The following is a 24,717-nucleotide window of genomic DNA, read 5'->3' on the forward strand; positions in this document are numbered from 1 at the left end:
TATAGGGAACGGTGGCGCCCAGGGGGTGCCCAGTGGTAACAGCAAGGCCATGGATCTGTTGACGGCAAGCGGGATGGAGACGGCGGCCCCACCGGTGCGGCGGGTGCGCGTCCTGCTGCCCCTGCCGCTGGCCAGCCCCTATGACTACCGCGTCCCCGACGACATGGAGCTGGAGGCCGGCGCCTATGTCGAGGTGCCGCTGGGCCCCCGCCATGTCTTCGGTGTTGTCTGGGCCGTGGGCGGTCCAGGGGACAATTGGGAGGCGGGCGTGGCGGCCAACCGCCTGAAGCCGGTCATCCGCCGTTTCGACCTGCCGCCCATGCCCGAGGTGTCGCGCCGCTTCGTCGACTGGGTGGCGGCCTACACCCTTTCGGCGCCCGGTTCCGTGCTGCGCATGGCGGTCAGCGTGTCGGCGGCGCTGGAGGATCCCAAGCAGCTGCTGGCCTATCTGCCGTCGGGCGACTCGCCGCCGCCGGGCTTCAAGATGACGGACGCGCGCCGCCGCGTGCTGGCGCTGATGGAGGAGGACGGGCCGCCCCGCACCCCGGCCGACTTGGCGCGCGACGCCGCCTGCGGCATCGGCGTGATCCGGGGCCTGGCCGAATCGGGCCTGCTGACACCCGTTGCCCTGCGTGCCCAGCCGCGCCCGCCCATCCCCGACGCCGACAGGGCCGGGCCGGAGCTGTCCCCCGACCAGGCGGCGGCGGCCGACGCCCTGCGCGCCGCCGTGGATGCCCGCGCCTATTCCGCCACCCTGGTGGACGGGGTCACCGGCTCGGGCAAGACCGAGGTCTATTTCGAGGCCATCGCCGCCTGCCTGAAACAGGGCCGCCAGGCCCTGGTGCTGCTGCCGGAAATCGCCCTGTCCAGCCAATGGCTGGACCGCTTCGCCCGGCGATTCGGGGTGCGGCCGGTGGAATGGCATTCCGACCTCGCCGGCGCCCATCGCCGCGCCGCCTGGCGCTCCATCGCCAATGGCGAGGCGCCGGTGGTGGTGGGCGCGCGCTCCGCCCTGTTCCTGCCCTATCCCGACCTGGGCCTGATCGTGGTGGACGAGGAGCATGAGGCCGCCTTCAAGCAGGAGGACGGCGTCATCTACCATGCCCGCGACATGGCGGTGGCGCGTGCCTTCCTCGGCGGCATCCCCGTGGCCCTGGTCTCCGCCACGCCGTCCCTGGAGACGCTGACGAATGCGGAAACGGGGCGCTATGGCCGCATCGATCTGCCGGCCCGCCACGGCGGCGCCAGCCTGCCCGAGGTCACGTTGATCGACCTGCGCCGGCCCGACAGCCGGCCGCCGGCCCGCCACTGGCTGTCCCCCATCCTGACGCAGGCGATGGGCGAGACGCTGGCGGCCGGGGAGCAGGCGATGCTGTTCCTGAACCGCCGGGGCTACGCGCCGCTGACCCTGTGCCGCAGCTGCGGCTTCCGCCTGCAATGCCCCAACTGCACCGCCTGGCTGGTGGAGCATCGCCTCAGCCGCCGGCTGCAATGCCACCACTGCGGCTACACCGATCGCCTGCCTGAAACCTGCCCGTCGTGCGAGGCGGAGCATTCCTTCGTCGCCTGCGGCCCGGGGGTGGAGCGCGTGGCGGAGGAGGTGGCGCAACTGTTCCCCGACGCGCGGGTGGCGCTGATGACCAGCGATACCCTGGTCGGGCCCCACGCCATCCAGACGGTGATCGAGGAGGTGCGGGCCCACAAGGTCGACATCCTGATCGGCACCCAGGTGATGGCCAAGGGCCACCATTTCCCCATGCTGACCCTGGTGGGGGTGGTGGACGGCGACCTGGGCCTGGGCGGCGGCGACCTGCGCGCGGCGGAGCGCACCTTTCAGATGCTGCACCAGGTGGCGGGCCGCGCGGGCCGCGAGAGCCGGCCGGGCCGCGTCTTCCTGCAGACCCACATGCCGGAGCATCCGGTGATGCAGGCGCTGGCCGCCCATGACCGCGACGCCTTCCTGGCGGCGGAGGCGGACCAGCGCCGGGCCATGGACCTGCCGCCTTACGGCCGGCTGGCGGCCCTGATCATTTCCGGCGAGGATGAGCGCCAGGTGGACAAGCTGGCCCGCGACCTGGCCCGCGCGGCGCCGCAGGGCGACGACCTGCAGGTGCTGGGGCCCGCCCCGGCACCCCTGGCCCTGCTGCGCGGCCGCCACCGCCGGCGCCTGCTGCTGAAGACGGCGCGCGGGGTGGCGGTGCAGCCGCTGCTGCAGACCTGGCTGGGGTCCGTGCCCATCCCCGCGGCCGTGCGGGTGCAGGTGGACGTCGACCCCTACAGCTTCATGTAGGGGGCCGCCTCATGCGGGCCCGGTCTTCGTCAGCCAGTAGGCATGCCGCAACAGGGGTAGCTGCCCGGCTTGGGCGCTGGTCGTGCTGAAGGACAGGGTGGCGCCCCGGCGGGCCAGCACCAGGCGCAGGCTGACCGGCCGCCCGTTTTCCTCCCCCGCGCCATCCGCCACCAGGGTGATGTCGTCCGGCCCGGGCCCCGCCCGGAACGCCACCACACGGTAGCAGTGGCTGGCGGTCTCCGCGATGCACCAGGTCGTGGGATCCAGGGACCATGTCTCGCGGGAATGGACGGTCTTGCCCGGCCCGTCATCGAAGGTGAAGGCCAGCACGGGCACCAGGCCGGCGGAGGCCGTCAGCCGCGTTGGCAGTATGACGCGACGGTCGCTGCCATAGTCCCGGTAATCCAGCGTGCCGGCCCAGGCGCCCGACAGGGCCGCCCCAAGGCGCGCCGCGCCCGCCGCCATCGTCCGGTCCCCACCGTCAACGCCGCCGGCCAGATCGATCACCGTGTCGAAGGGCTGTCGCCGCTTCACCCCGGGGACGGCCGCGATGGGTGGCGATGGCGTGGCGGCCGGCGCCAGATCCGATTGCGTCAGCCGGCTGTCGCCCAACCGCTTCCATTGGATGGACCACCGCTCGGGCGCGCCGCCCGGGGCTGGCCAGTGGTCGGCCGGCGCGATGGCCTGGTCCAGGCGGGACAGCCCCCAGGGCACGGGCTCGCCATTGATGGCGGTGACTTCAGACCCGGGCGGCGGCGCATCCGGCTGCCCGTCGTTGGACAAGACCATCATCCGCCCCTCCACCAAGGCGAAGCGGAAGGGGAGGGGGGCGGAACGCGGCGGCTCATCGGCATGGGCCGTGGACAAACCGGCCAAAGCACCGGCCAGCAGCAGGGGGATGAGATGGCGGGAGGGGCGCATCGGTTACCTCTGGGGTTGTGCCGGGACCCTTTCCGGCGCGGAACCCCAGCTAGCCGCCATCGCCGCCCACCGTCGCCTCATTTCCCGTAAATCCGCCGTTTTCCGCCTTTTGAGCCGCGCGCCAGGCGCTGGGGCTCATGCCGGTATGGTCGCGGAACACCCGGTTAAAGCTGGCCTTGGACGCAAAGCCGCAGTCCAGCGCCACCGACAGCAGGTCCCCCGGTTCCGCCTGGCGTAGCCGGGCCTGCACCGCCTCCACCCGCAGGCCGTTGACCAGGGCGCTGAAGGTGTGGCCCAGGCCCTGGTTGAGCGCGCGGGACAGGTAGGTCTCATTGGTGCCCAGGCGCTGGGCGACCTCGGCCAGGGTGAGGCCCGGTTCACGCCACCACCCTTCACGGCGGATGGCGGCCTGCCACCGGGTGGCGGTCTCGGTCCAGTCGCGCCCGCGCGGCCGAGGCGGTTCCGGCTCCGGCCCCGTCGGTCCCATGGGCGGATAAGCGCGTCCCGCATGACGCCAGCCCTCCAGCCCCAGGGTCAGGACAATGGCGGCGAACGCCAGGTATTGGGGGAAGCGGTCGTAGTAGCTGAGCGGTGCCACCAGGGTGTCGACGGCGTCGAAGGCCACCGTCACCACCAGCCACAAGCCCAGCGCCAGCAGCAGCGTCCGCTGCCAGGGCGGCTGTCGTTCCCGGGGATTGCTGACGGCACCCGCCAGCCAGCGGCCGTAGTGCGCGTGGAACCGGGCCGCCGCCAGGAAATAGAGCATCAGCGACAGGGCGCCCGCCCAGGTCTGCACCGGGTCGATCCAGCGGGCATGCACCGCATCGTTCCACCGCGTCTTGTCATCCAGCGGCAGGGAGAAGGCCCAGAGGGTGTAGAGCAGGTTCAGGGCCGCCGGCGCGAAATGCCAGAACCATCCGCGCGACAGGCGCGGTGTCACCAGGCGGCAGACGTAGAGGTACAGCAGCGGCCCGGTGGCCAGCGCGAAGTTGAAGGGTGCGAACGACAGCCAGGGATAGGCGTCGTAGAAGCCGGCGAAGCCCAGGACATAGGGCATCAGCCGCAGCACGGCCACGCCCAGCAGGGCCGCCAGCAGGCGGTTCGCCACGCGGTTGCCGGGGGCGTTCAGCAACAGCAGGGCCACCAGCGCGCCGAACCCGGCGGCCATGCCCAATATCGTGCTCCACGGACCGAAGCGGATCATGGCCCCTCCGTCCGTCAGTCTAGGACAGTCCGGCCGCCGGCTGGAAGGGCAGGCTTTTCTGGCTACACCGGCCAGCTACACCGGTCAGCTACACCGGCCAGCTACACCGGAAGGACAGATGACGCGCCCCCTCGGGCTGCCCCATGGTCGCCACGATCGGCGTCATAATGTCGCTGATACGACCCCTATCGGTGACATGCCGTCACCCAAGCATCGGAAGAAATGAGGGCCATCATGAAGCGCTCTTCCCGTCTCATCGCCGCCGCCGCGACCGCCATCGTGGCCTTGGGCGCCACCCTGCCGGCCTGGGCCGATCCGCCGCCCTGGGCGGAGGCGTCCGGCTATCGCTACCGGGACCGGGATTGGCATGACGACCACCGTGGCGATGACCGCCGGGGGGACGACCGCCGGGACGATGATCATTGGCGCGATGAGCATCGCGGGGACGACCATTGGCGCGACGACCACCGGGGCCCGCCGCCCCGTTACGTTGACCGCCGCTCCCCGCATTACCGGGAGTTCTACGCCGCCGACGTGGGCATCGATGAGGGCCGCTGCGACCGTGGCGCTGTCGGCCTGAACGTCGGCACGGTGGTAGGCGCGCTGCTGGGCGGCCTGGCCGGTTCGCAGTTCGGCCACGGCGGCGGCAAGGCCGCCATGACCGGTGCCGGCGTGCTGCTGGGCGCCCTGGCCGGCAACGCCGCCTTCAACAGCATGGACCAGAGTGACGAGGGCTGCTTCGCCCAGGCCATGGAAAAGGCGCCGGACGGCCAACAGATCGTCTGGAACAACCCCGACAACGGTGCGCGCTATCAGATGACCCCGGTCAAGACCTGGCAGGAATCGGCCGACAACTACTGCCGCGAATACCAGAGCGTGGCCACCGTGGGCGGCCGCAAGCAGACCGTCACCGGCACCGCTTGCCGGCAGCCCGACGGCCAGTGGAAGATCGTGAATTAAACACCGTCAGCGAACCGGCGGCAGGACTCCCCCTGCCGCCGTTACTGCAAACCTCACACAAACCCATGCCGGCTCAACCAGCGGCGGTATAGATCCGGCCAGGGTTCGGCGGGACGGCCCGGCGTGTCGCGGATGGCGAAGCCGTGGCCGCCGGATTCGAAGATGTGCATTTCCGTCGCCACGTTCTGGCGGCGCAGGGCCTGGAACATGGCCAGGCTGTTGCCCACGGGGACGGCGTCGTCATCGGCGGCATGGAACAGGAAGGTGGGGCAGGTGCCCGTCCGCACGATCTGGTCCGGCGAATAGGCCCTTACCTGTTCGGCCGACGGGCTGTTGCCCAGCAGATGCTGGCGCGAGCCCGGATGCGTCAGCGACTCATCCATCGAGATGACGGGATAGGCCAGGCAGGCCAGTTGGGGGCCGGCCGGCAGCTTGTCGGCGTCGTCCACCGGCGTGTACACGGTGGCGTCGTGGCGGGTGAGCAGGCTGGCAGCCAGGTGGCCGCCGGCGGAGAAGCCGATGATGCCGATGCGGCCGCCATCCACCGCCCAGGCCTTGGCCTTGGCGCGCAGCAGGCGCATGGCGCGCTGCGCGTCCTGCAGCGGCACATCCGCACCGTTCTTCCAGCCCTCCGCCGGTAGGCGGTAGGTGAGGACGGCGGCGTGCAGGCCGGTGGCGTTCAGCCAGCGGGCGATCTCATAACCCTCCTTATCGAACCACACGCTGGAGTAGCCGCCGCCGGGGATGACCAGGATGGTGGCGCGCGGGCCGGGGCTGGCGCTGCGGAAGAAGGCCAGGGTGGGGATGGACACGCCATCCGCCGAGCGGTCGGGAGGGCCGCCCACGGGGCCATGGTCGGTGACGATGTCCTTGACGGTCACGCCCTCGCCGCCCGGCGGCGTGCCGGGCCACAGGGGCAGCAGCACCTCCGGGTCGCGGCGCTGGCGCGAAAGCTGCACCAGGTCGGTCGCGGGCGTGCCATCCGCCTTCGCGGACTGCGCCAGGACGGCGCCGGCCACGGCGGCCAGGGCCAGGCCGCGGCGGTTCAGGGTGAAGGTCATGGGGGCTGCCTCCCTCAAGGCTGTTCCGTTTCTGTTACCGGTAACTTAGCCGAGAGGGCGGCGGGAATGCCAGCCCGCGTCAGGTGCCGGCCACCGTCATGCCTTCCACACGCAGGGTGGGGCTGTCCACGCCGTGGCGGAATTCCAGGTCGTTGGCCGGCCGCAGGGTCAGGTACATGTCCTTCAGGTTGCCGGCGATGGTGACCTCGGCCACCGGGAAGGCGATCTTGCCGTCCTCGATCCAGAAGCCCGAGGCGCCCCGGCTGTAGTCGCCGGTGATGCCGTTGACGCCGCTGCCCATCAGCGAGGTGACGTAGAAGCCCTGGCGGATGTCGGCCAGCAACTGCTCCGGCGTCTCCTCGCCCGGCGCCAGATAGACGTTGGTGGCGCTGGGGCCGGGCGGGCCGCCGGTGCCGCGCGACGCGTGGCCGGTGGAGGCCAGGCCCAGCTGGCGGGCGGAGCGGCAGTCCAGCAGCCAGGTGGTCAGCACGCCGCCGTCGATCAGGTTGCGGCGGCCGTTGGCCTGTCCCTCGGCATCGAAGGGCTTGGAGCGCAGGCCGCGGCGGATGTGTGGGTCGTCCACGATGGTGATGCCGGGCGCGAACACCGCCTGGCCCATCTTGTCCTTCAGGAAGCTGGTGCCGCGCGCGATGGCGGCGCCGGAGATGGCGCCCGTCAGGTGGCTGACCAGACCCCCGGCCACGCGCGGGTCGAACACCACGGGCACGGCCTGGGTCGCCACCTTGCGCGGGTTCAGGCGGGCCACCACCCGCTCACCGGCGCGGCGGCCGATGGTGACGGGCGACTCCAAATCACCGGCATAGATGGCCGAATGATAGTCGTAGTCCCGCTCCATGCCCGTGCCGCTGCCCGCCAGGACAGAAACGGACAGGCTGCGGCGGCTGACGCTGTAGCCGCCGGAAAAGCCGTTGCTGGCCGCCAGCGTGACGGTGGAGCGCGACCAGCCGGCGTCCGCCCCTTCGGAATTGCTGACACCGGGCACGGCCAGCGCCGTCTCCTCCAGCTCCGCGATCTGAGCCAGCAGATCTTCGGCCACCGGCTCGGATGGGTCGCACAGGTCCAGGTCCGGCCAATCGCGGGCCAGGCTGTCGGGATCGGCCAGGCCGCAGAAATCATCTTCCGGCACCAGGCGGGCCATGGCCACCGCCCGCTCCGCCAATTCCTTCAGCAGCGCCGGGCTGCGGTCGGTGGAGGAGACGATGGCCTGGCGCTTGCCCACGAACACCCGCAGGCCCAGGTCGCCCGATTCGGCGCGCTGCACCTCCTCCGGCTTGCCCAGGCGCTGGCTCATGGACATGGCGGCGCTGTCCACCAGCAGGGCGTCGGCGGCATCCGCGCCGGCCTTGCGCGCCAGGGTCAGCAGGTCGTCCAGGATGCCGGCGGCGGTGGCGTCGGGGGGCAGGGGGGGCATGGGTGCGCAAGCTCCAGGCTTAGGTCACGGTCCCCCAGGGCAAACCAAAGGGGCAAGGCCACATGTGGGCATTCGGTGCCAGCTTGCCAGGTGGCGGGGCCCCGGGGGAAGCCTGACCTTGAGTGAAGGCGTTCGCGCGGTGGAAAAGCCGGCCCATAGCCGGAAATGTTTCTGAAAGGTAACTGAAAGCACAATTGCAACGATTTGTTTCTTAGCCTATCAACAAGTGACATCCGTTTGTTACCGACCGGGTCTAGGTTCCCCAGACCAATGCGCGAAGGCTGCCCCGCCTGACGCATTCGGTCGGTCGAATGGACCACTACGGGGATCTGCCGCCCCGGTTCGTTCGGTCAACCTTTCGGGTTTCTTCCCGGAAGTAGTCCATCAACCTTACAGGGCCCGGGCGCCAACCCCGTGGCCCTGTTTTCTTTTCTGGCATCGGCGACGTGGATTCCCCATGGTGCTGAGGACGGTGCGGGTGATACGCTCCTAGAACTGAAACCGATTTCACCAACAGGAATCGCCTTTGCCCTTCGACCCTACGGTGCTGACGTCCCATCTCGACACGCTGTTGGCGGGCGCCTGGCTGACGGCGGAGGTGTGCGCACTGGGTATCGCCGCCGCTTTTTCGCTGGCCGCCGCGCTAGGGGTGCTGGCGGTGGGGCGCGGCTGGGCCGGGCGATTGGCGCGGCTGTATGTCGACGTCTTCCGCAATGTGCCCTTCGTGGTGCAGGTCTTCTTCCTGTTTTACGGCCTGCCCGAGGTGGGCGTGTACATCGACGCCTTCTGGACCGGGGTGCTGGCGCTCGGCCTGGTGGGCGGCGCCTATGGCAGCGACGTGGTGCGCAGCGGCATCCTGGCGATCGAGCCTGGGGTGGTCGAGGCCGCGAAGGTCGGCGGCCTATCCCGGCTCGCCATCATCCGCCGCATCGTCCTGCCCATCGCCCTGCGCACCGCCATCCGGCCCCTGGGTTCCGTCTTCGTGAACCTGGTGCTCAGCTCCTCCATCCTGTCCATGATCACGCTGGATGAGGTGACGGGCACGGCCCGGGGCGTGGCGTCGGAAACCTACCGCCCGTTCGAGGTCTACGCCTTCCTGCTGGCCGCCTACGCCGGCCTGACCTATGCCGTGTCGCTGGGAATCGACGCCCTGCATCGGCGCCTTAACCGGCACATGGCGGATAACGGGGCGGCCCCTGGGGTGATTCATGGGGCGGCCCCCGGGGTGGCCCATGGGGCGATGGGGGGGACGGCTTGATGCGGCACGCCGGCTTCACCTGGCATGACGGCGCCTTGCTGGCCCAGGGGCTGGGCGTCAGCCTTGGTCTGTTCGCCGGCACCTTCCTCATCGGGCTGGTCCTGGGATCGGCCGCGGCAGTGCTGCGCCACTTCCGTGTGCCGACGCTGGGCACCCTGCTGCATACCGGCCTGGAACTGCTGCGCAACTCACCCGTGCTGGTGCAGTTGTTCCTGGTCTTCTTCGGTGTGCCCGCCTTGCTCCACCAGCCGCTGACGCCCGTCTTCGCCGCGGGCCTGACCCTGTCGGCCAACACGGCGGCCTTCGTCTATTTCATCGCCGTCGCCGGCCTGGATGCCGTGGGCCGCGACCAGGTGGAGGCGGCGCGCGCCTTCGGCCTCAGCCGCGTCCAGCTGGTGCGCCACATCCTGGGCCCCCAGGCGCTTGCCTTCGCGGTCGCGCCGCTGGTGGGCCTGGCGGTCAACCAGCTGCAGGTGACCTCCCTGGTTTCCGTCATCGGGGTGGTCGACCTGACCAAGGCCGGTGACATCCTGAACCTGCGCACCCTGCGTCCTTTCGCCGTGTGGACCCTGGTGGGCGTGCTGTATTTTGCGGCGGCCAAGACGCTGACACTGCTGGGCAATCGATGGGAACGGCGGCTGCGCGCCCATGCCGCCCCGCTTGGGCTTTAGGGGGCTGGGGCTTTAGGGAGATGACGGCATGATAGCGGTGGAGGGCGTGGTCAAGCGCTTTGGCGCCCACACGGTGCTGGACGGGGTCAGCCTGACGGTGGCGCCGGGGGAGGTGGTCACCATCCTGGGGTCCAGCGGGTCGGGCAAAAGCACGTTGATCCGCTGCATCAACGGGTTGGAGACACTGGATGGCGGCCGCATCACCGTGGACGGGCTGGACGTGGCCGACCCGCGCCAGCTGGCCCAGGCACGCCGCCTGTCGGCCACCGTGTTCCAGCTGTTCAACCTTTACCCCCACATGACCGTACTGCGGAACATCACCCTGGCGCCGGAACTTGTGCTGAAGCGTCCGAAGGCGGAGGTGGACGGTCAGGCCCGCGCCCTGCTGGCCAGCGTGGGGCTGGCGGGGAAGGCCGACTCCTATCCAGGCCAGCTGTCGGGCGGGCAGCGTCAGCGCGTGGGCATCTGCCGGGCACTGGCCATGAATCCGCGCTACCTGCTGCTGGACGAGGTGACCAGCGCGCTGGATCCCGAGATGACGGCGGAGGTGCTGGCCATCCTGGGGAAACTGGCGACCCGTCAACCAGGAGGGGCCGGCACCGCCATGCTGTTCGTGACGCATGAGGTGGAATTCGCCCGGCGCATCTCCACCCGCATCGTCTTCCTGGACCAGGGGCGCCTGATCGTCGACCTGCCCACGGACCAGTTCTTCGCCGCGGACGGGGGCCTGGCCCATCCGCGCATCCGTCAATTCCTGTCCAAGATGGCGCCCGCCGCCCCCCTTGCTGAGATTCCCGCATGATGTTGATCGCAAATTCCGAGGCTTGGCCCGGGTTCCAGACCTCCGTCGATCGCCTGAGGGCGGGGGAGCGGGGCCCCGACCCCCTGGTGGCCGGCATCGCGCGGGTGGAGCGTGAGGCGACGGTGCGCAGCGTCGGTTACGGCGGGTGGCCCAACATGTTGGGGGAGATGGAATTCGATGCCGGGGTCATGGACGGCGGCACCCGCCAAGTGGGGGCCGTCGGAGCGTTGCGCGACGTCATCCCGGCCAGCGCGGTGGCCCTGCAGGTCATGCGCCGCCTGCCGCACACCCTGCTGACCGGTGACGGGGCCCGCCGCTTCGCCCTGGAGTGCGGGTTCGACGTGGAACCGACGCTGCTGGAGGATTCGCGCCGGGTGTGGTGGGCGCGGCTGGAGAAGGAGCTGCCGCCCGATGACCTCGCCGCCTTTCCCAACATCCCGCTGGCGCCGCTCAGCCGCGCCATCACCGATCCGGAGCGGGTGCGCGACACCACCGTCTTCCTGGGCCGGGATGCCGGCGGCGACCTGCACGCGGCCACCAGCACCTCGGGCTGGGCGTGGAAGTACCCCGGCCGTCTGGGTGACTCACCCGTCGCCGGTGCCGGCTTCTACGCCGACAGCCGCTTCGGCGCCGCCGCCTGCACCCACACGGGGGAGATGACGGTGCGCTGCGGCACGGCGCGGTCCATCGTGCTGGCCTTGCAACTGGGCAAATCCCTGCGTGAGGCGGTGGACCTGGCGGTGGCGGACCTGGCGGAGCTGCGCGGGGGCTTCCTGGCCGGCGTGGTCATCCACGCGCTGGACGCCCACGGCAACCATGAGGTGGTCAGCTTCCGCTGCGGTCCCGCCATCCGCTATTGGTATTGGGATCCGTCGCTGTCCGCCCCTGAGGAACGCACTGCCCGCACGGTTTAACCCAGCGGCATGGGACGCGGCTCACGCCGCTGTCGGACACGACTGTGTCCGCCGGAGGTTTTCGGGGAACGCGGTGGACTGGAAACGGAGGAAGCCAAGTCGCCGGATGGCGGCGTCCGGCGTCCGAGGATCGCATAAGGAATTCTCATGCTGCGCAAGCTGCTGCTCATGCTCGCCGCCCTCCTGGTCGTGACGCCCGCCTGGGCCGGCAAGCTGGAGGATATCCGCCAGCGCGGCGTGCTGCGCGTGGGGGTGTCGCTGGGTGGGGAACCGGTGGGCTTCCGCGACGACCGCAACGCGCCCGCCGGCTATGACGTGGACGTGGCCAAGCGCCTGGCGGACAAGCTGGGGGTGCGGGTGGAATACACCGACGTTTCCGGCGACGCGCGGGTCAGCATGCTGGTGTCGGGCCAAATCGACGTGGCGGTGGCCAACCTGACGGCCACGGCGGAACGCGCCAAGACCATCGCCTTCACCATCCCCTACAACCGCGCGGGCCTGCGCGTCATCGTCCAGAAAAGCGCCGGCATCAACCAGCTGTCGGATCTGGCGGGCAAGAGGGTGGTGGTGGGCCGCAGCACGACAGGGGAGACCTTCCTGCGCCAGGCGGTGCCGGGGGCGAAGCTGGTGCACACCGATAGCTTCGCGCCCGATGGCGTGCTGCTGCTGGTGCAGCGGCGGGTGGACGCTGGCATCGAGGATTCATCCATGATGGACTATCTGGCCAGCGTCTATCCCACTTTGAAGATACTGCCCGACCTCTATTCCAACGCGCCCATCGCCATTGGCCTGGCCCAGGGCGATCCGGAATTCCTACGCTGGCTGAACGGCTTCGTCGCCGACTACATCAAGTCCGGGGCATATGAGGCGAATTACCGCAAATGGTGGGGCCGGGACGCGGCCGTACCGGCGCTGTCGGCCGGTTAAGCGGTCAGCCGGGGATGGAAGCGCGTGGGCAGGGTCAGGGGCCAGGGGCCGGTGGCCGCACCGGTCAGCACAGCGATGACCGCCGCCACATAGGCCTGCTTGTCATAGCCGATGGAAGAAATGGGATAGGCGTCGAAATCCGTCAGCGACAGGTTGTCGAAGCCATACAGGCGGGTGGTGGTGGCGCGGCCCTGGGGGAAGTCCGCCCGCAGGCGGTCCAGCACGCCCATGGCCATGGCGTCGGAGGTGCAGAAGATGGCGTCCGGACGGGGTGTGAGCGCCAGCTCCTCCCCCGCCTTGTGGCCGCTGGCATAGGAATAGTCGCCCTGCAGGCTGGCCGTCAGCCGGATGCCCTGGGCCGCCAGGGCTGCGTGGTACAAGCGGATGCGCGCCTGCTCCAGGACGGACGTGAGGCGGCCCGTCACCAGGGCGGCGCTCTTCACCCCCTGGCGTGCCGCGTGGGCCATGGCTTCGGCGATGCCCACCCGCTCATCGGGGATGACGGCGGGGGAGTCGTCATCGTGCCTGCCATTCAGCATCAGCACCTGGTCGCTGCGGAACAGCGTGCGGGCGGTGGCGGCATCGGCGAAATCGGAAAAGACGATGGCGGCATCGACGTGATAGGCGACGCCGGTACGCAGGAAGGACTCTACCCGGTCGCTGGAGCCCACCCGGATGAAAATCACCTGCTTGCCCATGTTCTGTACGGCGGCCAGCAGGGGATCGAACAGATCCAGGTCGCTCAGGTCATGGATGTGGTTGACGACGACGGCCACCAAGTTGACGCTTTTGGTGGTCAGGCTGCGGGCCAGCAGGTTGGGGCGGAATCCCAGCTCCTGCGCCGCCTGCAGCACGCGCGCCTTTTTCTCCGCCGACACCGGCCGTTGTTCGTCAGACAGCGCCCGGGACGCCACCGCCCGCGACACGCCGGCCCGTTCGGCCACGTCGCTGATGGTGGGGTTGGCTGGAAGGGGTGCGCACAGCTTGTCGGTTCCGTTCCCGTCCATCCCAACCATTCCCCATTCTTTCCCAACGCCGATAAGGTGCCGGCGGTTTCCTATAAAACCGGGCACATTAACGAAAGAAGATTTCAATCTTGATATACTGTTTCGATATCGGCGGGTCATACATTTCCCTGGGGACAGCCAGTACAGATGTCGCGGTGACAGGGGCGCTGACCCGTGTCGGTCGGGTGCCGACGCCGGCCCGCGACCGCGCCGCCTTCGTCCAGGCGCTGGCCAGCCTGATCGATCAGGCGCCAGGGCCCGAGGACGCGCCGGTGGCCCTGGCGCTGGCCGGTGACATCGACCCCGCGACGGGACTGGCCAGCTGCGCCAACATCCCCTGCCTGACGGGCACGCCCCTGGTGGCCGACCTGACGGCGGCGCTCGGCCGTCCCGTGGTGGTGGGCAACGACGCCGCCTGCTTCGTCCTGGCGGAGGCGATGGTGGGGGCGGCGCGCGGCCAGGACACCGTTTTCGGCATCATCCTGGGCACGGGCGTGGGCGGCGGCCTGGTGGTGGACGGCCGCCTGGTGCCGGGCGCTGGGGAATGGGGCCACGGGCCGGTGGTGAAGCAGGTGGCGGGCGACCCCAGCGTCACCCTGGCCCGCCTCCCCTGCGGCTGTGGCCAGGCGGGCTGCGTCGACACCATTGGCGGCGCCCGGGGGCTGGAGCGCCTGCACCACGCCCTGCACGGCGTGCGGCTGGACAGCCAGGCGCTGACGGCGGCGTGGCATGCCGGCGACCGCGACGCCACGCGCACGATGGATATCTATGTCGATCTGGTTGCCGATCCCCTGGCGGTGGTGGTGAACGCCGTGGGTGCGGGCCTGGTGCCGGTGGGCGGCGGCCTGTCCTCCGACGCCGCCCTTGTTTCGGCGTTGGACGCCGCCGTGCGCGCCCGTATCCTGCGCCGCACGGGCACGCCACTGTTGGTGCCCACGGGGTTGGGCGGAGCGGCCGGCATGCTGGGGGCGGCCATCCTGGGCGCGCGGTGGCTGGAACGGAACCGATAATGGAACAAGGCTTGAGGGGGACGGAGGGCATGACCCGGGCGGAAACGAATCGCGTGCGGCTTGAGGTGTGCGTGGACAGCCCGGCGGGGGTGGCCGCCGCCATCAAGGGGGGGGCCGACCGGCTGGAGCTGTGCGCTGCCTTGGTGGTGGGCGGCCTGACGCCGTCGCGCGGACTGATGGCGCTGGCGGCGGCCAGCGGGCGGCCCGCCTACGCCATGATCCGTCCTCGGCCGGGTGATTTCGTCTATGGTCCCGCCGACCTGGACGTCATGGGGGATGATATCGACACGGCGCGGGCCCTGGGCCTATCCGGCGTGGTGCTGGGCGCCAGCCTGCCCAGCGGTGAACTGGACGCGGCCGCCCTGTCCATCCTGGTGGACCGTGCCGGCGGCCTGGGCATGACCCTGCATCGGGCCATCGACCTGACCCCCGACCCCATCGAGGCCTTGGATATCGCCATCGAACTGGGGTTCGAACGGGTGCTGACCTCCGGCTGCGCCCGCACGGCGGTCGAGGGGGCGGAAACCATCGCCGAGCTGGTGGACCATGCCCAGGGCCGCATCAGCATCATGGCCGGTAGCGGCGTCACCCCCGACAACGCCGTCGACCTCATCCGCCAGACCGGGGTGGCCGAGGTCCACGCCTCCTGCGGCATGGCCCCGGCGGTGGTGGACCAGCACCTGCTGCACTTCGGCTTCGTCCAGCCCGGCGCGCGGGAGACGGACGCGGCGACGGTCATGTGGCTGGCGGCGGCGATCCGGGACATCGAGGCCGATCAGTGGCCGTAATGCTCGTCCCGCATGATGCGTTCATGGTCGCGAGCACCATGAAGAATATGGAGAATTTCGATCGCGTTCAGTTTGGGGACTGAGCGGTAGTAGATGATATAGTTCTTGTAAGGGAAACAACGGCCGCCAGACAGAAGATGGTCGCAAGCCTTTCCGGCGGCGGGAAAAAGAGCGCGCTTCTGGCAGATGGCCTCAAGTTCTTCAGCGAACGCGAGCGCACGATCCACGTCGTCCTGGGCGATGAAATAAGTGATGTCCTTCAGGTCTTGCTCAGCCAAGGGATGGAAGAAGGCTCTCGGCATAGGCTCACTGAGCCTGCGCCTTTTTCATTTCGAGCAAGCGGGCTTTCAGGTCACCGAACACCTTTTCCGCCGGGATAGGTGTTTGCCCATCTGATGCTCTGGCCTGGAGTATGGCCCGAATATGGGCTTCCGCCTCTTCCTCCGTCGCGTCAATGATTCGCACTTCGACGCGGCGGTTGCCGGCGAAGGGGGCGAGTTCGTCTGACAGCTTGTCGACGGTGGTACGGATGATGGTTTCAGCCATGCCCCCAGCATATGCCGTGGGCTGCCGTTGCGCCAGTGGATGCCTCACTTCCGCCAGATCGGCTTGCCACTCCCCGGCAGGCCGTAGCTGGCCCATTTGCGGCTGACCTCCTCCACCACGCCCTGGTCCATGGCGATCTTCTCGCCCCATTCGCGGTGGGTTTCGGGGGGCAGCTTGTTGGTGGCGTCCAGGCCGACCTTGCCGCCCAATCCGGACTCGGGGCTGGCGAAGTCCAGGTAGTCGATGGGCGTACCCTCGATGACGGTGATGTCTCGTGCCGGGTCCATGCGCGTGGACACGGCCCACATCACGTCCTTCCAGTCCCGGGCATTGATGTCGTCGTCCACGACGATCACCCACTTGGTGTACATGAACTGCCGCAGGAAGGACCACACGCCCATCATCACCCGCTTGGCGTGGCCCGGGTAGGCCTTGCGCATCGAGACGACGGCGATGCGATAGGAACAGCCCTCCGGCGGCAGCCAGAAATCGATGATCTCCGGAAACTGCTGGCGCAGCAGGGGGATGAAGACCTCGTTCAGGGACTCGCCCAGCACGGACGGCTCGTCCGGCGGCCGGCCGGTGAAGGTGGAGAGGTAGATGGGGTCGCGGCGCATGGTGATGGCCGTGACCTGGAAGACGGGGAACTTCTCCACCGAATTATAATAGCCGGTGTGGTCGCCATAGGGGCCCTCGTCCGCGTACTCGTCCAGCGAGACGTAGCCTTCCAGGACGATCTCCGCCTGGGCCGGCACCTTCAGCGGCACGGTCTTGCAATCGACCAGGTCCACCTTCTTGCCGCGCAGCATGCCGGCGAACTGGTATTCCGACAGGGTCTCTGGCACCGGGGTCACGGCGGCCAGGATGGTGCCGGGATCGGCGCCCAGCACCACGGCGGCGGGCAGGGGCTCGCGCTTGCCGGCCGCCTTCCAGCGATGATGGTGCTGGGCCCCGCCGCGGTGCTTCAGCCAGCGCATGATGGTGCGGTCGCGCCCCAGCACCTGCATGCGGTAGATGCCCAGGTTGAAGCGATCCTCCGCCATGCCGTCCCGGTCGTTGGCGGTGGGGCCTTGCGTCACCACCAGGGGCCAAGTGATCAGGGGGGCCGGCTCACCCGGCCAGCAGCTTTGGATGGGCAGGCGGCCAAGGTCGACCTGGTCGCCGGTCAGCACCACCTCCTGGCAGGGCGCGCTGCCCACCGTACGCGGGCGCATCGCCATGACCGTCTTCACCAGGGGCAGCATCTCCCACGCGTCGCGCAGGCCGCGCGGCGGCTCCGGCTGCTTCAGGAAGGCCAGCGTCTCCCCCACGTCGCGCAGTTCGTGCGGCTCCCGGTCCATGCCCCAGGCCACCCGTTCCACCGTGCCGAACAGGTTGACCAGCACCGGCATCTCCGACCGGGTACCGTCCGCCTTGATGACGTTCTCGAAGATCACGGCGGGGCCGCCCTCGGCCAGCAGGCGGGTCTGGATCTCGGTCATCTCCAGCACGGTGGAAACCGGGGTCTTGACCCGCACCAGGCGGCCCGACTGTTCCAGCCGGTCGATGAACTCACGCAAGGAGGCGTAGGGCATGGGAAATATCCAGGTGGGAAGTCAGGCGGTAAAGGAGCGGATGCGGCCCCGCCAGGTCAAGCCTCCACCCGCCAGACGACGCTGTCGCGGTGGGTGCGGTCCTCCAGCTCCAGCGTCGTCGGCACGCGGTACGTGGCCAGGGGAACCAGACCGTCCTTCGGCAGGTATGTACGGCCGGGATCCCCCATCAGGATCACCAGTCCGTCGCCGGCCAAGGCGCGCAGCCAGGCCATGACCCGCTCCGCCATCGGTTTCTCGTAGCAGACGTCGCCCACCAGCACGACGTCGATGTCCGTCAGGGGCTGGCCCACCACGTCGCGCTCCACCGCCGTCACGGCCACGCCGTTCAGCTGGGCGTTGAGGCCGATGGCGGCGATGGCGTAGGCGTCGATCTCCACCGCCATGACGGCGGCCGCCCCCGCCTTGGCGGCGGCGATGGCGATCAGGCCGCTTCCGGCGGCGAAGTCCAGCACGCGGGCGCCCCGCACCAGCTCCGGATGGTCCAGCACGTGGCGGGCGACGGCCTGCCCGCCGGCCCAGGGGAAGGCCCAGAAGGGGGGTGGCAGATCCTTGGCCGCCAGCGTCTCCTCCGTCGCCAGCCACAGGGGCGTGATCTCGGTGGCGGTCAGCAGCGTCAGCTCGGGCACCAGGGCCGGGGCTTCCGGGGCGGTGTTGGCGCGGATGAAGGCGGCGCGATCGATGTCGCTCAAGACGCGGCCGCCATGCCCAGGATGATGCTGGCCAGCAACACCCAGCCGGCGACGCGGGCGGCGCGGAAGGCGGCCAGGCTGTCGGCCGGGTCCTCGGGGCGCCACTGCCAGGCCTGGCGCAGCAGCATGCCGCCGGTCAGGACCACGCCCAGGTAGGCCAGCGGGTGGACGCCGGCGGCCATCAGGGCCAGCGCCCACAGCGCCGTGGCGCCGGCGTAGAAGCCCAGGATCCAGCGCTTGGAGGCGGCGCCCAAGCGCAGGGCGGTGGACTTCACGCCCACCTTCACGTCGTCCTCGCGATCCTGGTGGGCGTAGATGGTGTCATAGCCTAGGGTCCACAGGATGCCGCCGGCGTAGAGCAGCACCGGCGGCCAGGCGAGCTCGCCCGTGACCGCCACCCAGCCCAGCAGGGCGCCCCAGTTGAACGTCAGGCCCAGGAAGGCCTGGGGCCACCAGGTGATGCGCTTCATCAAGGGATATGCGGCCACCAGCACCAGCGAGGCGGCGCCCATGACGATGGTGGGCCGGTTCATCTGCACCAGCACGGCCAGGCCCACCAGGCACTGGGCGATCAGGAAGGCGATGGCCTGGGGCACGCTGACGGCGCCGCTGGGGATGGGGCGCACGCGGGTGCGTTCCACCAGGGCGTCGAACTTGCGGTCGATGATGTCGTTGATGGTGCAGCCGGCGCCACGCATGACCACCGAGCCCACGGCGAACAGCACCATGAGCCACAGCCTGGGCAGGTGGCCGGGTTCCGCGGCCAGGGCGATGGACCAGAGCCCCGGCAGCAGCAGCAGCCAGGTGCCGATGGGCCGGTCCAGCCGCGCCAGCCGGGCGTAGGGGCGGGCGCGGGGGGGCACATGCCGATCGATCCAGTCGCCCTGGCGGATGTCGGTATGGCCGGCGCTTATGGTCTCGCTGGGCATAGGGGAAGCCTTGTTCGGGTGTTTGCAGGGACCTTAGCGGGAAGAGGGGCGTCAAGAAAGGGCGGCCGGTCACCCTTCAGGCGGACGGGCTGACCCTTGAAAAATGCTCGAGTGTTCAATGGTAGAATGGACAAAGGAATGATTGTTCCGCATCTAGACCTCTCCCGTTCCGTCTCCTTTCTCCGCGACTGACCCCATGGCCGACCGCCCCCGCACCCGCCTGCATATCGACACGCCCCTGGCCGCCGGCCAGTCGGCACCGCTGTCGGGCGACCAGGCGCACTATTTGCGCGGCGTGCTGCGCCAGGCACCCGGCGACCGGCTGCTGGCCTTCAACGAGGCTGGCGGCGAATGGCTGGGGGAGATATCGGCGCTGACCAAGTCGGGAGGCACCATCACCCTGCTGGAACAGACCCGGGCGCCGGTGGCGGTGCCGGACGTCTGGCTGCTGTTCGCGCCGCTGAAGGGTGGCCGCACCGAGTACGTGGTGGAAAAGGCGACGGAACTGGGCGTGGCCCGCCTCTGCCCCGTGCTGACCCGCCGGGGCGATGTGCCGCGGGTGAACCTGGACCGCTTGCGCGCCAACGCGGTGGAGGCGGCGGAACAGTGTGAGCGGCTGTCCGTGCCCGTGGTCGACCCGCTGGCCGACCTTTCGTCCGTGCTGGCCGGCTGGCCCGCTAACCCCCTGACCCGGGATCGTACGCTGTTCGTGGCGGCGGAGACGGGGGCCGCCCAGCCCCTGGCCACGGCTGTGACGGCGGCTACTGCGTCGGGGCGCCCGGCGGCGTTCCTTGTGGGACCGGAGGGGGGCCTCCATCCCGGTGAGCTTGACCAGCTTGCCAAAACACCCTTTGTTGTCCCGGTAGGACTGGGTCCACGCATTCTGCGGGCGGACACGGCCGCTTTCGCTGTGCTTGCCCTGTGGCAGGCGCTGGCGGGCGACTGGACCGCCGCCCCAGGGCAGGACGCGCGCCCGCCGTTCCGTTGAGAGTCCCGTTCCCTGTTCCCGGCCCCCAGCCGCGCTTTGATACCCAAGCCGTGTAAAGCCAAGCCGTGTAAAGAAGGACCGACCTGATGTCTGCGCCGCCGAAGAGCCCGGGTGCCCCCATCACCGACCGCCGCGAGCTGGTCGAATATCTGGAACAGGGCAACAAGCCGGCGGATGCTTGGCGCATCGGCACGGAACACGAGAAGTTCGCCTTCCGCCTGGGCGACAACCGCCCGCTGCCCTATGAGGGCGAGCAGGGCATCGGCCGCATCCTGTCCGAGATGGCGACCCGCTACGACTGGACCCCGGTGAAGGAAGGCGAGAACATCATCGCCCTGACCAGGGGCCAGGCCAGCATCACGCTGGAGCCGGGCGGCCAGTTCGAGCTGTCGGGTGCGCCGCTGAGCACCATCCACCAGACCTGCGGCGAGGTTTCGGAGCACCTGGCCCAGGTGCGTGCGATTGGCGCTGACCTCGGCATCGGCATGATCGGCCTGGGCTTCAATCCCAAGTGGAAGCGGGAAGATATTCCCTGGATGCCCAAGGGCCGCTACCGCATCATGCGCGACTACATGCCCAAGAAGGGCACCATGGGCCTGGACATGATGACCCGCACCTCCACGGTGCAGGTCAACCTGGACTTCAGCTCCGAGGCCGACATGGTGAAGAAGTTCCGGGTCAGCCTGGCGCTGCAACCCATCGCCACGGCCCTGTTCGCCAACAGCCCCTTCAAGGAAGGCAAGCCCAACGGTTTCCAGAGCCTGCGCAGCCATGTGTGGACGGATACCGACCCCGACCGCTGCGGTGACCTGCCCTTCGTGTTCGAGGATGGCTTCGGCTTCGAGCGCTACGCCGACCACGCGCTGGGCGTGCCCATGTACTTCGTCTATCGCGACGGCCAGTACATCGACGCCTCGGGCCAGGACTTCCGCGCCTTCCTGAGGGGGGAACTGCCGGCCTTGCCGGGTGAGCGGCCGCTGATCACCGACTGGGTGGACCACCTGACCACCCTGTTCCCCGAGGTGCGGCTGAAGCGCTTCCTGGAGATGCGCGGCGCCGACGGCGGCCCATGGGCCCGCCTGTGCGCCCTGCCGGCCCTCTGGGTGGGCCTGCTGTACGACACCACGGCGCTGGACGCCGCCTGGGACATGATCAAGGACTGGACGGAGGAGGAGCGGGCGCAGTTGCGCAACAACGTGCCGCGCCTGGGCCTCGACACGCCTTTCCGCAAGGGCACCGTTCTGGACCTCGCACGTCAGACGGTGGCCATGTCGCGCAGCGGCCTGGACAACCGGGCGCGCCTGGCCGGCATGGGCGACAACGAAAGCCACTTCCTGGACGCGCTGCAGGCCATCGTGGACAGCGGCGTTTCGCCGGCCACGGAGCTGCTGAACAAGTTCAACGGGGAATGGGGCGGCGATATCGATCGCGTCTACGCGGAATACGCGTACTGAGGCCGGCCGTTCAACGGACCTTGGTGCCTCGTGTTGTTTATGTGCCCCCGGCTATGGCCGGGGATTCCTCCCTATAATCGACGCCATCTGGCTTCCCCCCGGAAACCGTGGCGTCATTCCCATCGCGTGGTCCGCGGGCTTACGATCCAGGGACCTTGGTGCCCAGCGGACGGTTCAGCAGATCCTTGGGGTCGGCGTGGCCGACATCGTTGCAATTGCCGGCCAGGCGGCTGCCCGTGTTCACGCACCGCTGCTGGGCCGCGGCCTTGGGCGCGGCGGCACTGGCCGTCTGGGCGTTATCCGGCTGGGTCTGGCATCCGGCCGTGAGCAAGGTGAGGCCAAAAGTTGCTGCCAGTAACTGATAGTGACGCATAAAAACCCCGTTTGATGTGGATGACGCAACAAACGGATTTATGCGTACCGCGGCGATGTGGGCAACCAGTCTTTTGTCCGGAAGCGTTGCGAAATTGATACCGGTTTCCATCCAGTCCCGCGTCTGACGCATCCAGGCCGCAGGAATGGCCAAAACGCGCAAAGATCCCCCTAACGCGGCGGCATTCCGGACGGGTTGGGGAGGGTTTCCGGAATTTGGCGGGGAGTGGCCCGCGCGCCGGCTTGAGGTCGCGCCCGGGCTGTTCGGCGACGGTGGGCGCCTGTCGCGATGGCGGCGGAAATTCAGTCGCGCGTCGCAACCCGGGCATGGGCGCGCGCCAGCCAATCCGCGACCTCCTCGGTGATGTCATCCACCGAGGCTAATGGGATCCTGTAGGTGATGCGATCGCTGGCATCGGCGGTCTTGACCGGGCTCAGGGAAACGGCGCCTAGCGGCAGGGGCTCCCGGCCCAAGGCCAAGCCCAAGTCGATTCGGCCCTTACCCGCCGGCTTGGCCTCCGCGAACTTCAGCCCCGCGCTGAAGGAGACCATAGTGGACAGGACGGTGCTGGTTACATCCGCGCCCAGGCCCAGGGCCAGGGCGGTCAACCTGTCGCCAATGGGGCGCAGGGTCTCCCGCCCTTGATACAGCTTATTCAGCCGTTGTTCCGGCGATAGATCGTGGACCCCGCCCAGGGCGTGGGCCGCCAGCACCTGTGCCGTGGCGCCGCCCAAGCCGTAGGCCTGCTTCAGCCAGCGGGCGCAGGCCTTGGGCTCGGCCGGCCCCTCCGCCTTGATCAGGGTGGTCCAGGCATCCGCGTCCCGGCCAGTCTTGGCCGGCAGGTTGCGCAGGATGGCGGCCATCATCTCGTCCGGGCTCTTGCCCATGGCCGCCCTCCCTCTCGTCCGGTTCGGGCCGCCCCGGTCAGGCCGCGGTGCCGCCGACGGTCAGGCCGTCGATGCGCAGCGTGGGCTGGCCCACGCCCACCGGCACGCTTTGCCCCTGCTTGCCGCAGACGCCGATGCCCTCGTCCAGGCAGCTGTCGTCGCCGATCATGGTGACCTTGGTCAGGGCGTCCGGGCCGTTGCCGATCAGGGTCGCGCCCTTCACCGACGGGCCGATCTTGCCGTCCTCGATCAGATAGGCCTCCGAGGCGGAGAAGACGAACTTGCCGGACACGATGTCCACCTGGCCGCCGCCGAAGTTCACGGCGTACAGCCCGCGCTTCACCGAGGCCAGAATCTCCTCCTTGGTTCGGTCGCCGGAGCGCATCATGGTGTTGGTCATGCGCGGCATGGGCACGCTGCTGAAACCCTGGCGGCGGCCGTTGCCCGTGGGCTTCACCCCCATCAGGCGGGCGTTCATGCGGTCCTGCATGTAGCCGACCAGGATGCCGTCCTCGATCAGGGTGTTGCACTGGCTGGGCGTGCCCTCGTCATCCACGGTGATGGAGCCGCGGCGTCCCTCCAGCGTGCCGTCGTCCACCACCGTGACGCCGGGGGCGGCCACCCGCTGGCCGATAAGGGAGGAGAAGGCAGAGGTGGCCTTGCGGTTGAAGTCGCCTTCCAGCCCGTGGCCGATAGCCTCATGCAGCAGCACGCCGCACCACCCGGGCCCGAGGACCACGGGCATCTCGCCCGCCGGCGCCGGGATGGCGGCTAGGTTGACCAGGGCCTGGCGCAGCGCCTCATCGACATGGTGGCGCCAGGTTTCCGGCTGCATGTAGCGCTCATAGGCCAGGCGGCCGCCGGCGCCGAAGCTGCCGGCCTCCATGCGGTCGCCCTCGCCGACGACCACGGAGACGTTCAGGCGCACCAGCGGGCGGATGTCCGCCACGCGGTGACCGTCGGCGCGGATGATCTGCACGGCCTGCCACTCGCCGGTCAGGCTGGCGCTGACCTGGCGCACGCGCGGGTCGCGGCCCCGGGCATAGGCGTCGATGTCGGCCAGCAGCTTCACCTTGGCCTCGAACGGCACGATGGCCAAGGGGTTGTCGGCAGCGTAGAGGGCGCGGTTGGTGCCCACCGGCGGCTCCGCATAGGTGCCGCCATGGCCGGCCTGGACCGTGCGCACGGTGGCGGCCGCGCGCTTCAGCGCCTCCTCCGTCAGGGTGGAGGCATGGGCAAAGCCCGTGGTCTCCCCGGCCACGGAGCGCAGGCCGAAGCCCTGCGTGGTATCGAAGGACGCGCTTTTAAGCTTGCCGTCATCCCAGAACACGCCTTCAGACTGGGCGTACTCCAGGAACAACTCGCCATCGTCGCCGCCCTTCAGCGCGTCGGCGACGATCGATTCGGTGCGCCCGCGGTCCAGTCCGGCCCGGGTGAAAAACAGATCGTCGGTCTGGGCGAGCAGGCTCATGGTCGCGAAACTCCAAGGAACGGGCCGAAAAGCAGGGGCGGCAGCGGGGCCGGCCAACCCGGCGGGGCGTGACATCCATAACATGGCGTGTCGATGCCGCCATCGCCAGGGGAAAGGCCACCCTTCGAAGGCGGAGGTGGATGGGGTCGGGAATCCTCAAGCACGCCAAGGCTGTAGCGCCGGGCCGCTTTTGCGCCACCCTGGCGCGTCCGGCGGGCGGGTCAGTGCGCCCAACGGTATGCGCTGGGACGCGTTGTCCGCTTTACGTCAAGGATTGGGAACGTTATGGTCTGCCACGATGCAGGTGTCCCTTAACCATCGGGGGCGCTTGCGATGCTGGGTCTAAATTCCCGGACAGGTGCCCCGATCGCCGACGCCGTCGCCGCTTCGTCCCGCCGCAACGGGAGGTGGGGGCGGGGGCAGGTCGATCAAGGACGGGCCCCCATAATAAACGGGAGGATGGGACGGCATCCCGCGTTCGGTGCGGCGCCTGAACAGGGGGCGTGCAGGGCCGGCGTGGGTCACCAGGACAATCTTCGG

Annotated in this window: 24 protein-coding genes; 11 read left to right on the forward strand and 13 right to left on the reverse strand. The window is 69.4% G+C overall.

What is annotated here, in order from left to right; genetic code table 11:
* Positions 1-49: 49 nt before the first annotated feature.
* Complete coding sequence (locus FBZ87_RS16105; protein ID WP_145611314.1) at positions 50-2,290, forward strand: primosomal protein N'; 2,241 nt, start codon at positions 50-52, stop codon at positions 2,288-2,290.
* A 9-nt stretch (positions 2,291-2,299) separates the two neighbouring features.
* On the opposite strand, the gene FBZ87_RS16110 is transcribed toward FBZ87_RS16105, so the two are convergent.
* Positions 2,300-3,211 (reverse strand): hypothetical protein, encoded by a 912-nt coding sequence (locus FBZ87_RS16110; protein ID WP_145611315.1) that lies wholly within the window; start codon positions 3,209-3,211, stop codon positions 2,300-2,302.
* 49 nt (positions 3,212-3,260) lie between these two features.
* Entirely contained in the window at positions 3,261-4,415 is a 1,155-nt protein-coding gene (locus tag FBZ87_RS16115; RefSeq protein WP_145611316.1) for a helix-turn-helix domain-containing protein, read from the reverse strand.
* Between the two features lie 234 nt (positions 4,416-4,649).
* Here FBZ87_RS16115 and FBZ87_RS30070 point away from each other — a divergent pair, with 234 nt between their 5' ends.
* Positions 4,650-5,375: an RT0821/Lpp0805 family surface protein gene (locus FBZ87_RS30070; protein ID WP_145611317.1), complete on the forward strand. Its 726-nt coding sequence runs from the start codon at positions 4,650-4,652 to the stop codon at positions 5,373-5,375.
* 53 nt (positions 5,376-5,428) lie between these two features.
* On the opposite strand, the gene FBZ87_RS16125 is transcribed toward FBZ87_RS30070, so the two are convergent.
* Positions 5,429-6,436, reverse strand: coding sequence for an alpha/beta hydrolase (locus FBZ87_RS16125; protein WP_145611318.1), 1,008 nt, complete (start codon positions 6,434-6,436; stop codon positions 5,429-5,431).
* 79 nt (positions 6,437-6,515) lie between these two features.
* Positions 6,516-7,868 (reverse strand): TldD/PmbA family protein, encoded by a 1,353-nt coding sequence (locus tag FBZ87_RS16130; protein ID WP_145611319.1) that lies wholly within the window; start codon positions 7,866-7,868, stop codon positions 6,516-6,518.
* Between the two features lie 526 nt (positions 7,869-8,394).
* Here FBZ87_RS16130 and FBZ87_RS16135 point away from each other — a divergent pair.
* From FBZ87_RS16135 to FBZ87_RS16155, 5 genes are all read left to right on the forward strand, one after another.
* The gene (locus FBZ87_RS16135) at positions 8,395-9,126 is read left to right on the forward strand and encodes an amino acid ABC transporter permease (RefSeq protein ID WP_145611320.1); all 732 of its coding nucleotides are present in this window, start codon (positions 8,395-8,397) and stop codon (positions 9,124-9,126) included.
* On the forward strand, positions 9,126-9,797 hold the full coding sequence (locus FBZ87_RS16140; RefSeq protein WP_145611321.1) for an amino acid ABC transporter permease: 672 nt from the start codon (positions 9,126-9,128) through the stop codon (positions 9,795-9,797). The genes FBZ87_RS16135 and FBZ87_RS16140 overlap by 1 nt, the downstream gene beginning before the upstream one ends.
* Before the next feature lie 28 nt (positions 9,798-9,825).
* Positions 9,826-10,599 (forward strand): amino acid ABC transporter ATP-binding protein, encoded by a 774-nt coding sequence (locus FBZ87_RS16145; RefSeq protein ID WP_145611322.1) that lies wholly within the window; start codon positions 9,826-9,828, stop codon positions 10,597-10,599.
* Positions 10,596-11,513 carry an isoaspartyl peptidase/L-asparaginase gene (locus FBZ87_RS16150; protein ID WP_145611323.1) on the forward strand — a complete coding sequence of 306 codons (918 nt, stop codon included), beginning with the start codon at positions 10,596-10,598 and terminating at the stop codon, positions 11,511-11,513. Before FBZ87_RS16145 ends, FBZ87_RS16150 begins: the two co-directional genes overlap by 4 nt.
* 147 nt (positions 11,514-11,660) lie before the next feature.
* Positions 11,661-12,440: a transporter substrate-binding domain-containing protein gene (locus FBZ87_RS16155; protein WP_186454795.1), complete on the forward strand. Its 780-nt coding sequence runs from the start codon at positions 11,661-11,663 to the stop codon at positions 12,438-12,440.
* Here the strand turns inward: FBZ87_RS16155 and FBZ87_RS16160 are convergent.
* Positions 12,437-13,447 carry a LacI family DNA-binding transcriptional regulator gene (locus FBZ87_RS16160; RefSeq protein ID WP_145611324.1) on the reverse strand — a complete coding sequence of 337 codons (1,011 nt, stop codon included), beginning with the start codon at positions 13,445-13,447 and terminating at the stop codon, positions 12,437-12,439. The genes FBZ87_RS16155 and FBZ87_RS16160 overlap by 4 nt on opposite strands.
* Before the next feature lie 89 nt (positions 13,448-13,536).
* Between FBZ87_RS16160 and FBZ87_RS16165 the strand changes: the two genes are divergently transcribed.
* Positions 13,537-14,457: an ROK family protein gene (locus tag FBZ87_RS16165; protein WP_145611325.1), complete on the forward strand. Its 921-nt coding sequence runs from the start codon at positions 13,537-13,539 to the stop codon at positions 14,455-14,457.
* A 29-nt stretch (positions 14,458-14,486) separates the two neighbouring features.
* A complete protein-coding gene (locus FBZ87_RS16170) occupies positions 14,487-15,245 on the forward strand; it encodes a copper homeostasis protein CutC (protein WP_145611326.1) in 759 nt (252 codons plus the stop codon).
* Here the strand turns inward: FBZ87_RS16170 and FBZ87_RS16175 are convergent.
* Genes FBZ87_RS16175 through ubiA form a run of 5 tightly spaced genes read right to left on the reverse strand, consistent with a single transcriptional unit; the run spans position 15,233 to position 19,004 of the window.
* Positions 15,233-15,547 carry a type II toxin-antitoxin system RelE/ParE family toxin gene (locus FBZ87_RS16175; RefSeq protein ID WP_145611327.1) on the reverse strand — a complete coding sequence of 105 codons (315 nt, stop codon included), beginning with the start codon at positions 15,545-15,547 and terminating at the stop codon, positions 15,233-15,235. The two genes, FBZ87_RS16170 and FBZ87_RS16175, sit on opposite strands and share 13 nt — an antisense overlap.
* A 4-nt stretch (positions 15,548-15,551) precedes the next feature.
* The gene (locus FBZ87_RS16180; RefSeq protein WP_145611328.1) at positions 15,552-15,791 is read right to left on the reverse strand and encodes a hypothetical protein; all 240 of its coding nucleotides are present in this window, start codon (positions 15,789-15,791) and stop codon (positions 15,552-15,554) included.
* A gap of 44 nt (positions 15,792-15,835) precedes the next feature.
* On the reverse strand, positions 15,836-17,365 hold the full coding sequence (locus FBZ87_RS16185; RefSeq protein WP_145611329.1) for a UbiD family decarboxylase: 1,530 nt from the start codon (positions 17,363-17,365) through the stop codon (positions 15,836-15,838).
* 56 nt (positions 17,366-17,421) lie between these two features.
* A complete protein-coding gene (locus tag FBZ87_RS16190; protein WP_145611330.1) occupies positions 17,422-18,075 on the reverse strand; it encodes a class I SAM-dependent methyltransferase in 654 nt (217 codons plus the stop codon).
* Positions 18,072-19,004, reverse strand: coding sequence for a 4-hydroxybenzoate octaprenyltransferase (gene ubiA, locus FBZ87_RS16195; protein ID WP_145611331.1), 933 nt, complete (start codon positions 19,002-19,004; stop codon positions 18,072-18,074). The genes FBZ87_RS16190 and ubiA overlap by 4 nt, the downstream gene beginning before the upstream one ends.
* 196 nt (positions 19,005-19,200) lie before the next feature.
* Here ubiA and FBZ87_RS16200 point away from each other — a divergent pair, with 196 nt between their 5' ends.
* Both FBZ87_RS16200 and FBZ87_RS16205 read left to right on the forward strand, forming a co-directional pair.
* Positions 19,201-19,992 carry a 16S rRNA (uracil(1498)-N(3))-methyltransferase gene (locus FBZ87_RS16200; protein ID WP_145611332.1) on the forward strand — a complete coding sequence of 264 codons (792 nt, stop codon included), beginning with the start codon at positions 19,201-19,203 and terminating at the stop codon, positions 19,990-19,992.
* 86 nt (positions 19,993-20,078) lie between these two features.
* Positions 20,079-21,446 carry a glutamate--cysteine ligase gene (locus FBZ87_RS16205; protein WP_145611333.1) on the forward strand — a complete coding sequence of 456 codons (1,368 nt, stop codon included), beginning with the start codon at positions 20,079-20,081 and terminating at the stop codon, positions 21,444-21,446.
* A gap of 139 nt (positions 21,447-21,585) precedes the next feature.
* Here the strand turns inward: FBZ87_RS16205 and FBZ87_RS16210 are convergent, their stop codons facing one another.
* The 3 genes from FBZ87_RS16210 to tldD form a co-directional block, all read right to left on the reverse strand.
* Complete coding sequence (locus FBZ87_RS16210; RefSeq protein ID WP_145611334.1) at positions 21,586-21,930, reverse strand: hypothetical protein; 345 nt, start codon at positions 21,928-21,930, stop codon at positions 21,586-21,588.
* Positions 21,931-22,121: 191 nt separating this feature from the next.
* Positions 22,122-22,706 (reverse strand): DUF5655 domain-containing protein, encoded by a 585-nt coding sequence (locus FBZ87_RS16215; protein ID WP_145611335.1) that lies wholly within the window; start codon positions 22,704-22,706, stop codon positions 22,122-22,124.
* Between the two features lie 37 nt (positions 22,707-22,743).
* Positions 22,744-24,177 carry a metalloprotease TldD gene (gene tldD / locus FBZ87_RS16220; protein WP_145611336.1) on the reverse strand — a complete coding sequence of 478 codons (1,434 nt, stop codon included), beginning with the start codon at positions 24,175-24,177 and terminating at the stop codon, positions 22,744-22,746.
* Between the last annotated feature and the right edge of the window lie 540 nt (positions 24,178-24,717).

This window comes from Nitrospirillum amazonense, from assembly GCF_007828035.1.
Taxonomy (GTDB): domain Bacteria; phylum Pseudomonadota; class Alphaproteobacteria; order Azospirillales; family Azospirillaceae; genus Nitrospirillum; species Nitrospirillum amazonense.

Excerpts from the sequence above, each read along its gene's own strand:
- FBZ87_RS16175 (WP_145611327.1), bottom strand. The coding sequence starts at position 15,547 with ATGCCGAGAGCCTTCTTCCATCCCTTGGCTGAGCAAGACCTGAAGGAC.
- ubiA (WP_145611331.1), bottom strand. The coding sequence starts at position 19,004 with ATGCCCAGCGAGACCATAAGCGCCGGCCATACCGACATCCGCCAGGGC.
- FBZ87_RS16145 (WP_145611322.1), top strand. The coding sequence starts at position 9,826 with ATGATAGCGGTGGAGGGCGTGGTCAAGCGCTTTGGCGCCCACACGGTG.
- FBZ87_RS16140 (WP_145611321.1), top strand. The coding sequence starts at position 9,126 with ATGCGGCACGCCGGCTTCACCTGGCATGACGGCGCCTTGCTGGCCCAG.
- FBZ87_RS16110 (WP_145611315.1), bottom strand. The coding sequence starts at position 3,211 with ATGCGCCCCTCCCGCCATCTCATCCCCCTGCTGCTGGCCGGTGCTTTG.
- tldD (WP_145611336.1), bottom strand. The coding sequence starts at position 24,177 with ATGAGCCTGCTCGCCCAGACCGACGATCTGTTTTTCACCCGGGCCGGA.
- FBZ87_RS16115 (WP_145611316.1), bottom strand. The coding sequence starts at position 4,415 with ATGATCCGCTTCGGTCCGTGGAGCACGATATTGGGCATGGCCGCCGGG.
- FBZ87_RS16200 (WP_145611332.1), top strand. The coding sequence starts at position 19,201 with ATGGCCGACCGCCCCCGCACCCGCCTGCATATCGACACGCCCCTGGCC.
- FBZ87_RS16125 (WP_145611318.1), bottom strand. The coding sequence starts at position 6,436 with ATGACCTTCACCCTGAACCGCCGCGGCCTGGCCCTGGCCGCCGTGGCC.
- FBZ87_RS16150 (WP_145611323.1), top strand. The coding sequence starts at position 10,596 with ATGATGTTGATCGCAAATTCCGAGGCTTGGCCCGGGTTCCAGACCTCC.
- FBZ87_RS16210 (WP_145611334.1), bottom strand. The coding sequence starts at position 21,930 with ATGGAAACCGGTATCAATTTCGCAACGCTTCCGGACAAAAGACTGGTT.
- FBZ87_RS16170 (WP_145611326.1), top strand. The coding sequence starts at position 14,487 with ATGACCCGGGCGGAAACGAATCGCGTGCGGCTTGAGGTGTGCGTGGAC.
- FBZ87_RS16180 (WP_145611328.1), bottom strand. The coding sequence starts at position 15,791 with ATGGCTGAAACCATCATCCGTACCACCGTCGACAAGCTGTCAGACGAA.
- FBZ87_RS16130 (WP_145611319.1), bottom strand. The coding sequence starts at position 7,868 with ATGCCCCCCCTGCCCCCCGACGCCACCGCCGCCGGCATCCTGGACGAC.
- FBZ87_RS16105 (WP_145611314.1), top strand. The coding sequence starts at position 50 with ATGGATCTGTTGACGGCAAGCGGGATGGAGACGGCGGCCCCACCGGTG.
- FBZ87_RS16205 (WP_145611333.1), top strand. The coding sequence starts at position 20,079 with ATGTCTGCGCCGCCGAAGAGCCCGGGTGCCCCCATCACCGACCGCCGC.
- FBZ87_RS16160 (WP_145611324.1), bottom strand. The coding sequence starts at position 13,447 with ATGGACGGGAACGGAACCGACAAGCTGTGCGCACCCCTTCCAGCCAAC.
- FBZ87_RS30070 (WP_145611317.1), top strand. The coding sequence starts at position 4,650 with ATGAAGCGCTCTTCCCGTCTCATCGCCGCCGCCGCGACCGCCATCGTG.
- FBZ87_RS16155 (WP_186454795.1), top strand. The coding sequence starts at position 11,661 with ATGCTGCGCAAGCTGCTGCTCATGCTCGCCGCCCTCCTGGTCGTGACG.
- FBZ87_RS16185 (WP_145611329.1), bottom strand. The coding sequence starts at position 17,365 with ATGCCCTACGCCTCCTTGCGTGAGTTCATCGACCGGCTGGAACAGTCG.
- FBZ87_RS16215 (WP_145611335.1), bottom strand. The coding sequence starts at position 22,706 with ATGGGCAAGAGCCCGGACGAGATGATGGCCGCCATCCTGCGCAACCTG.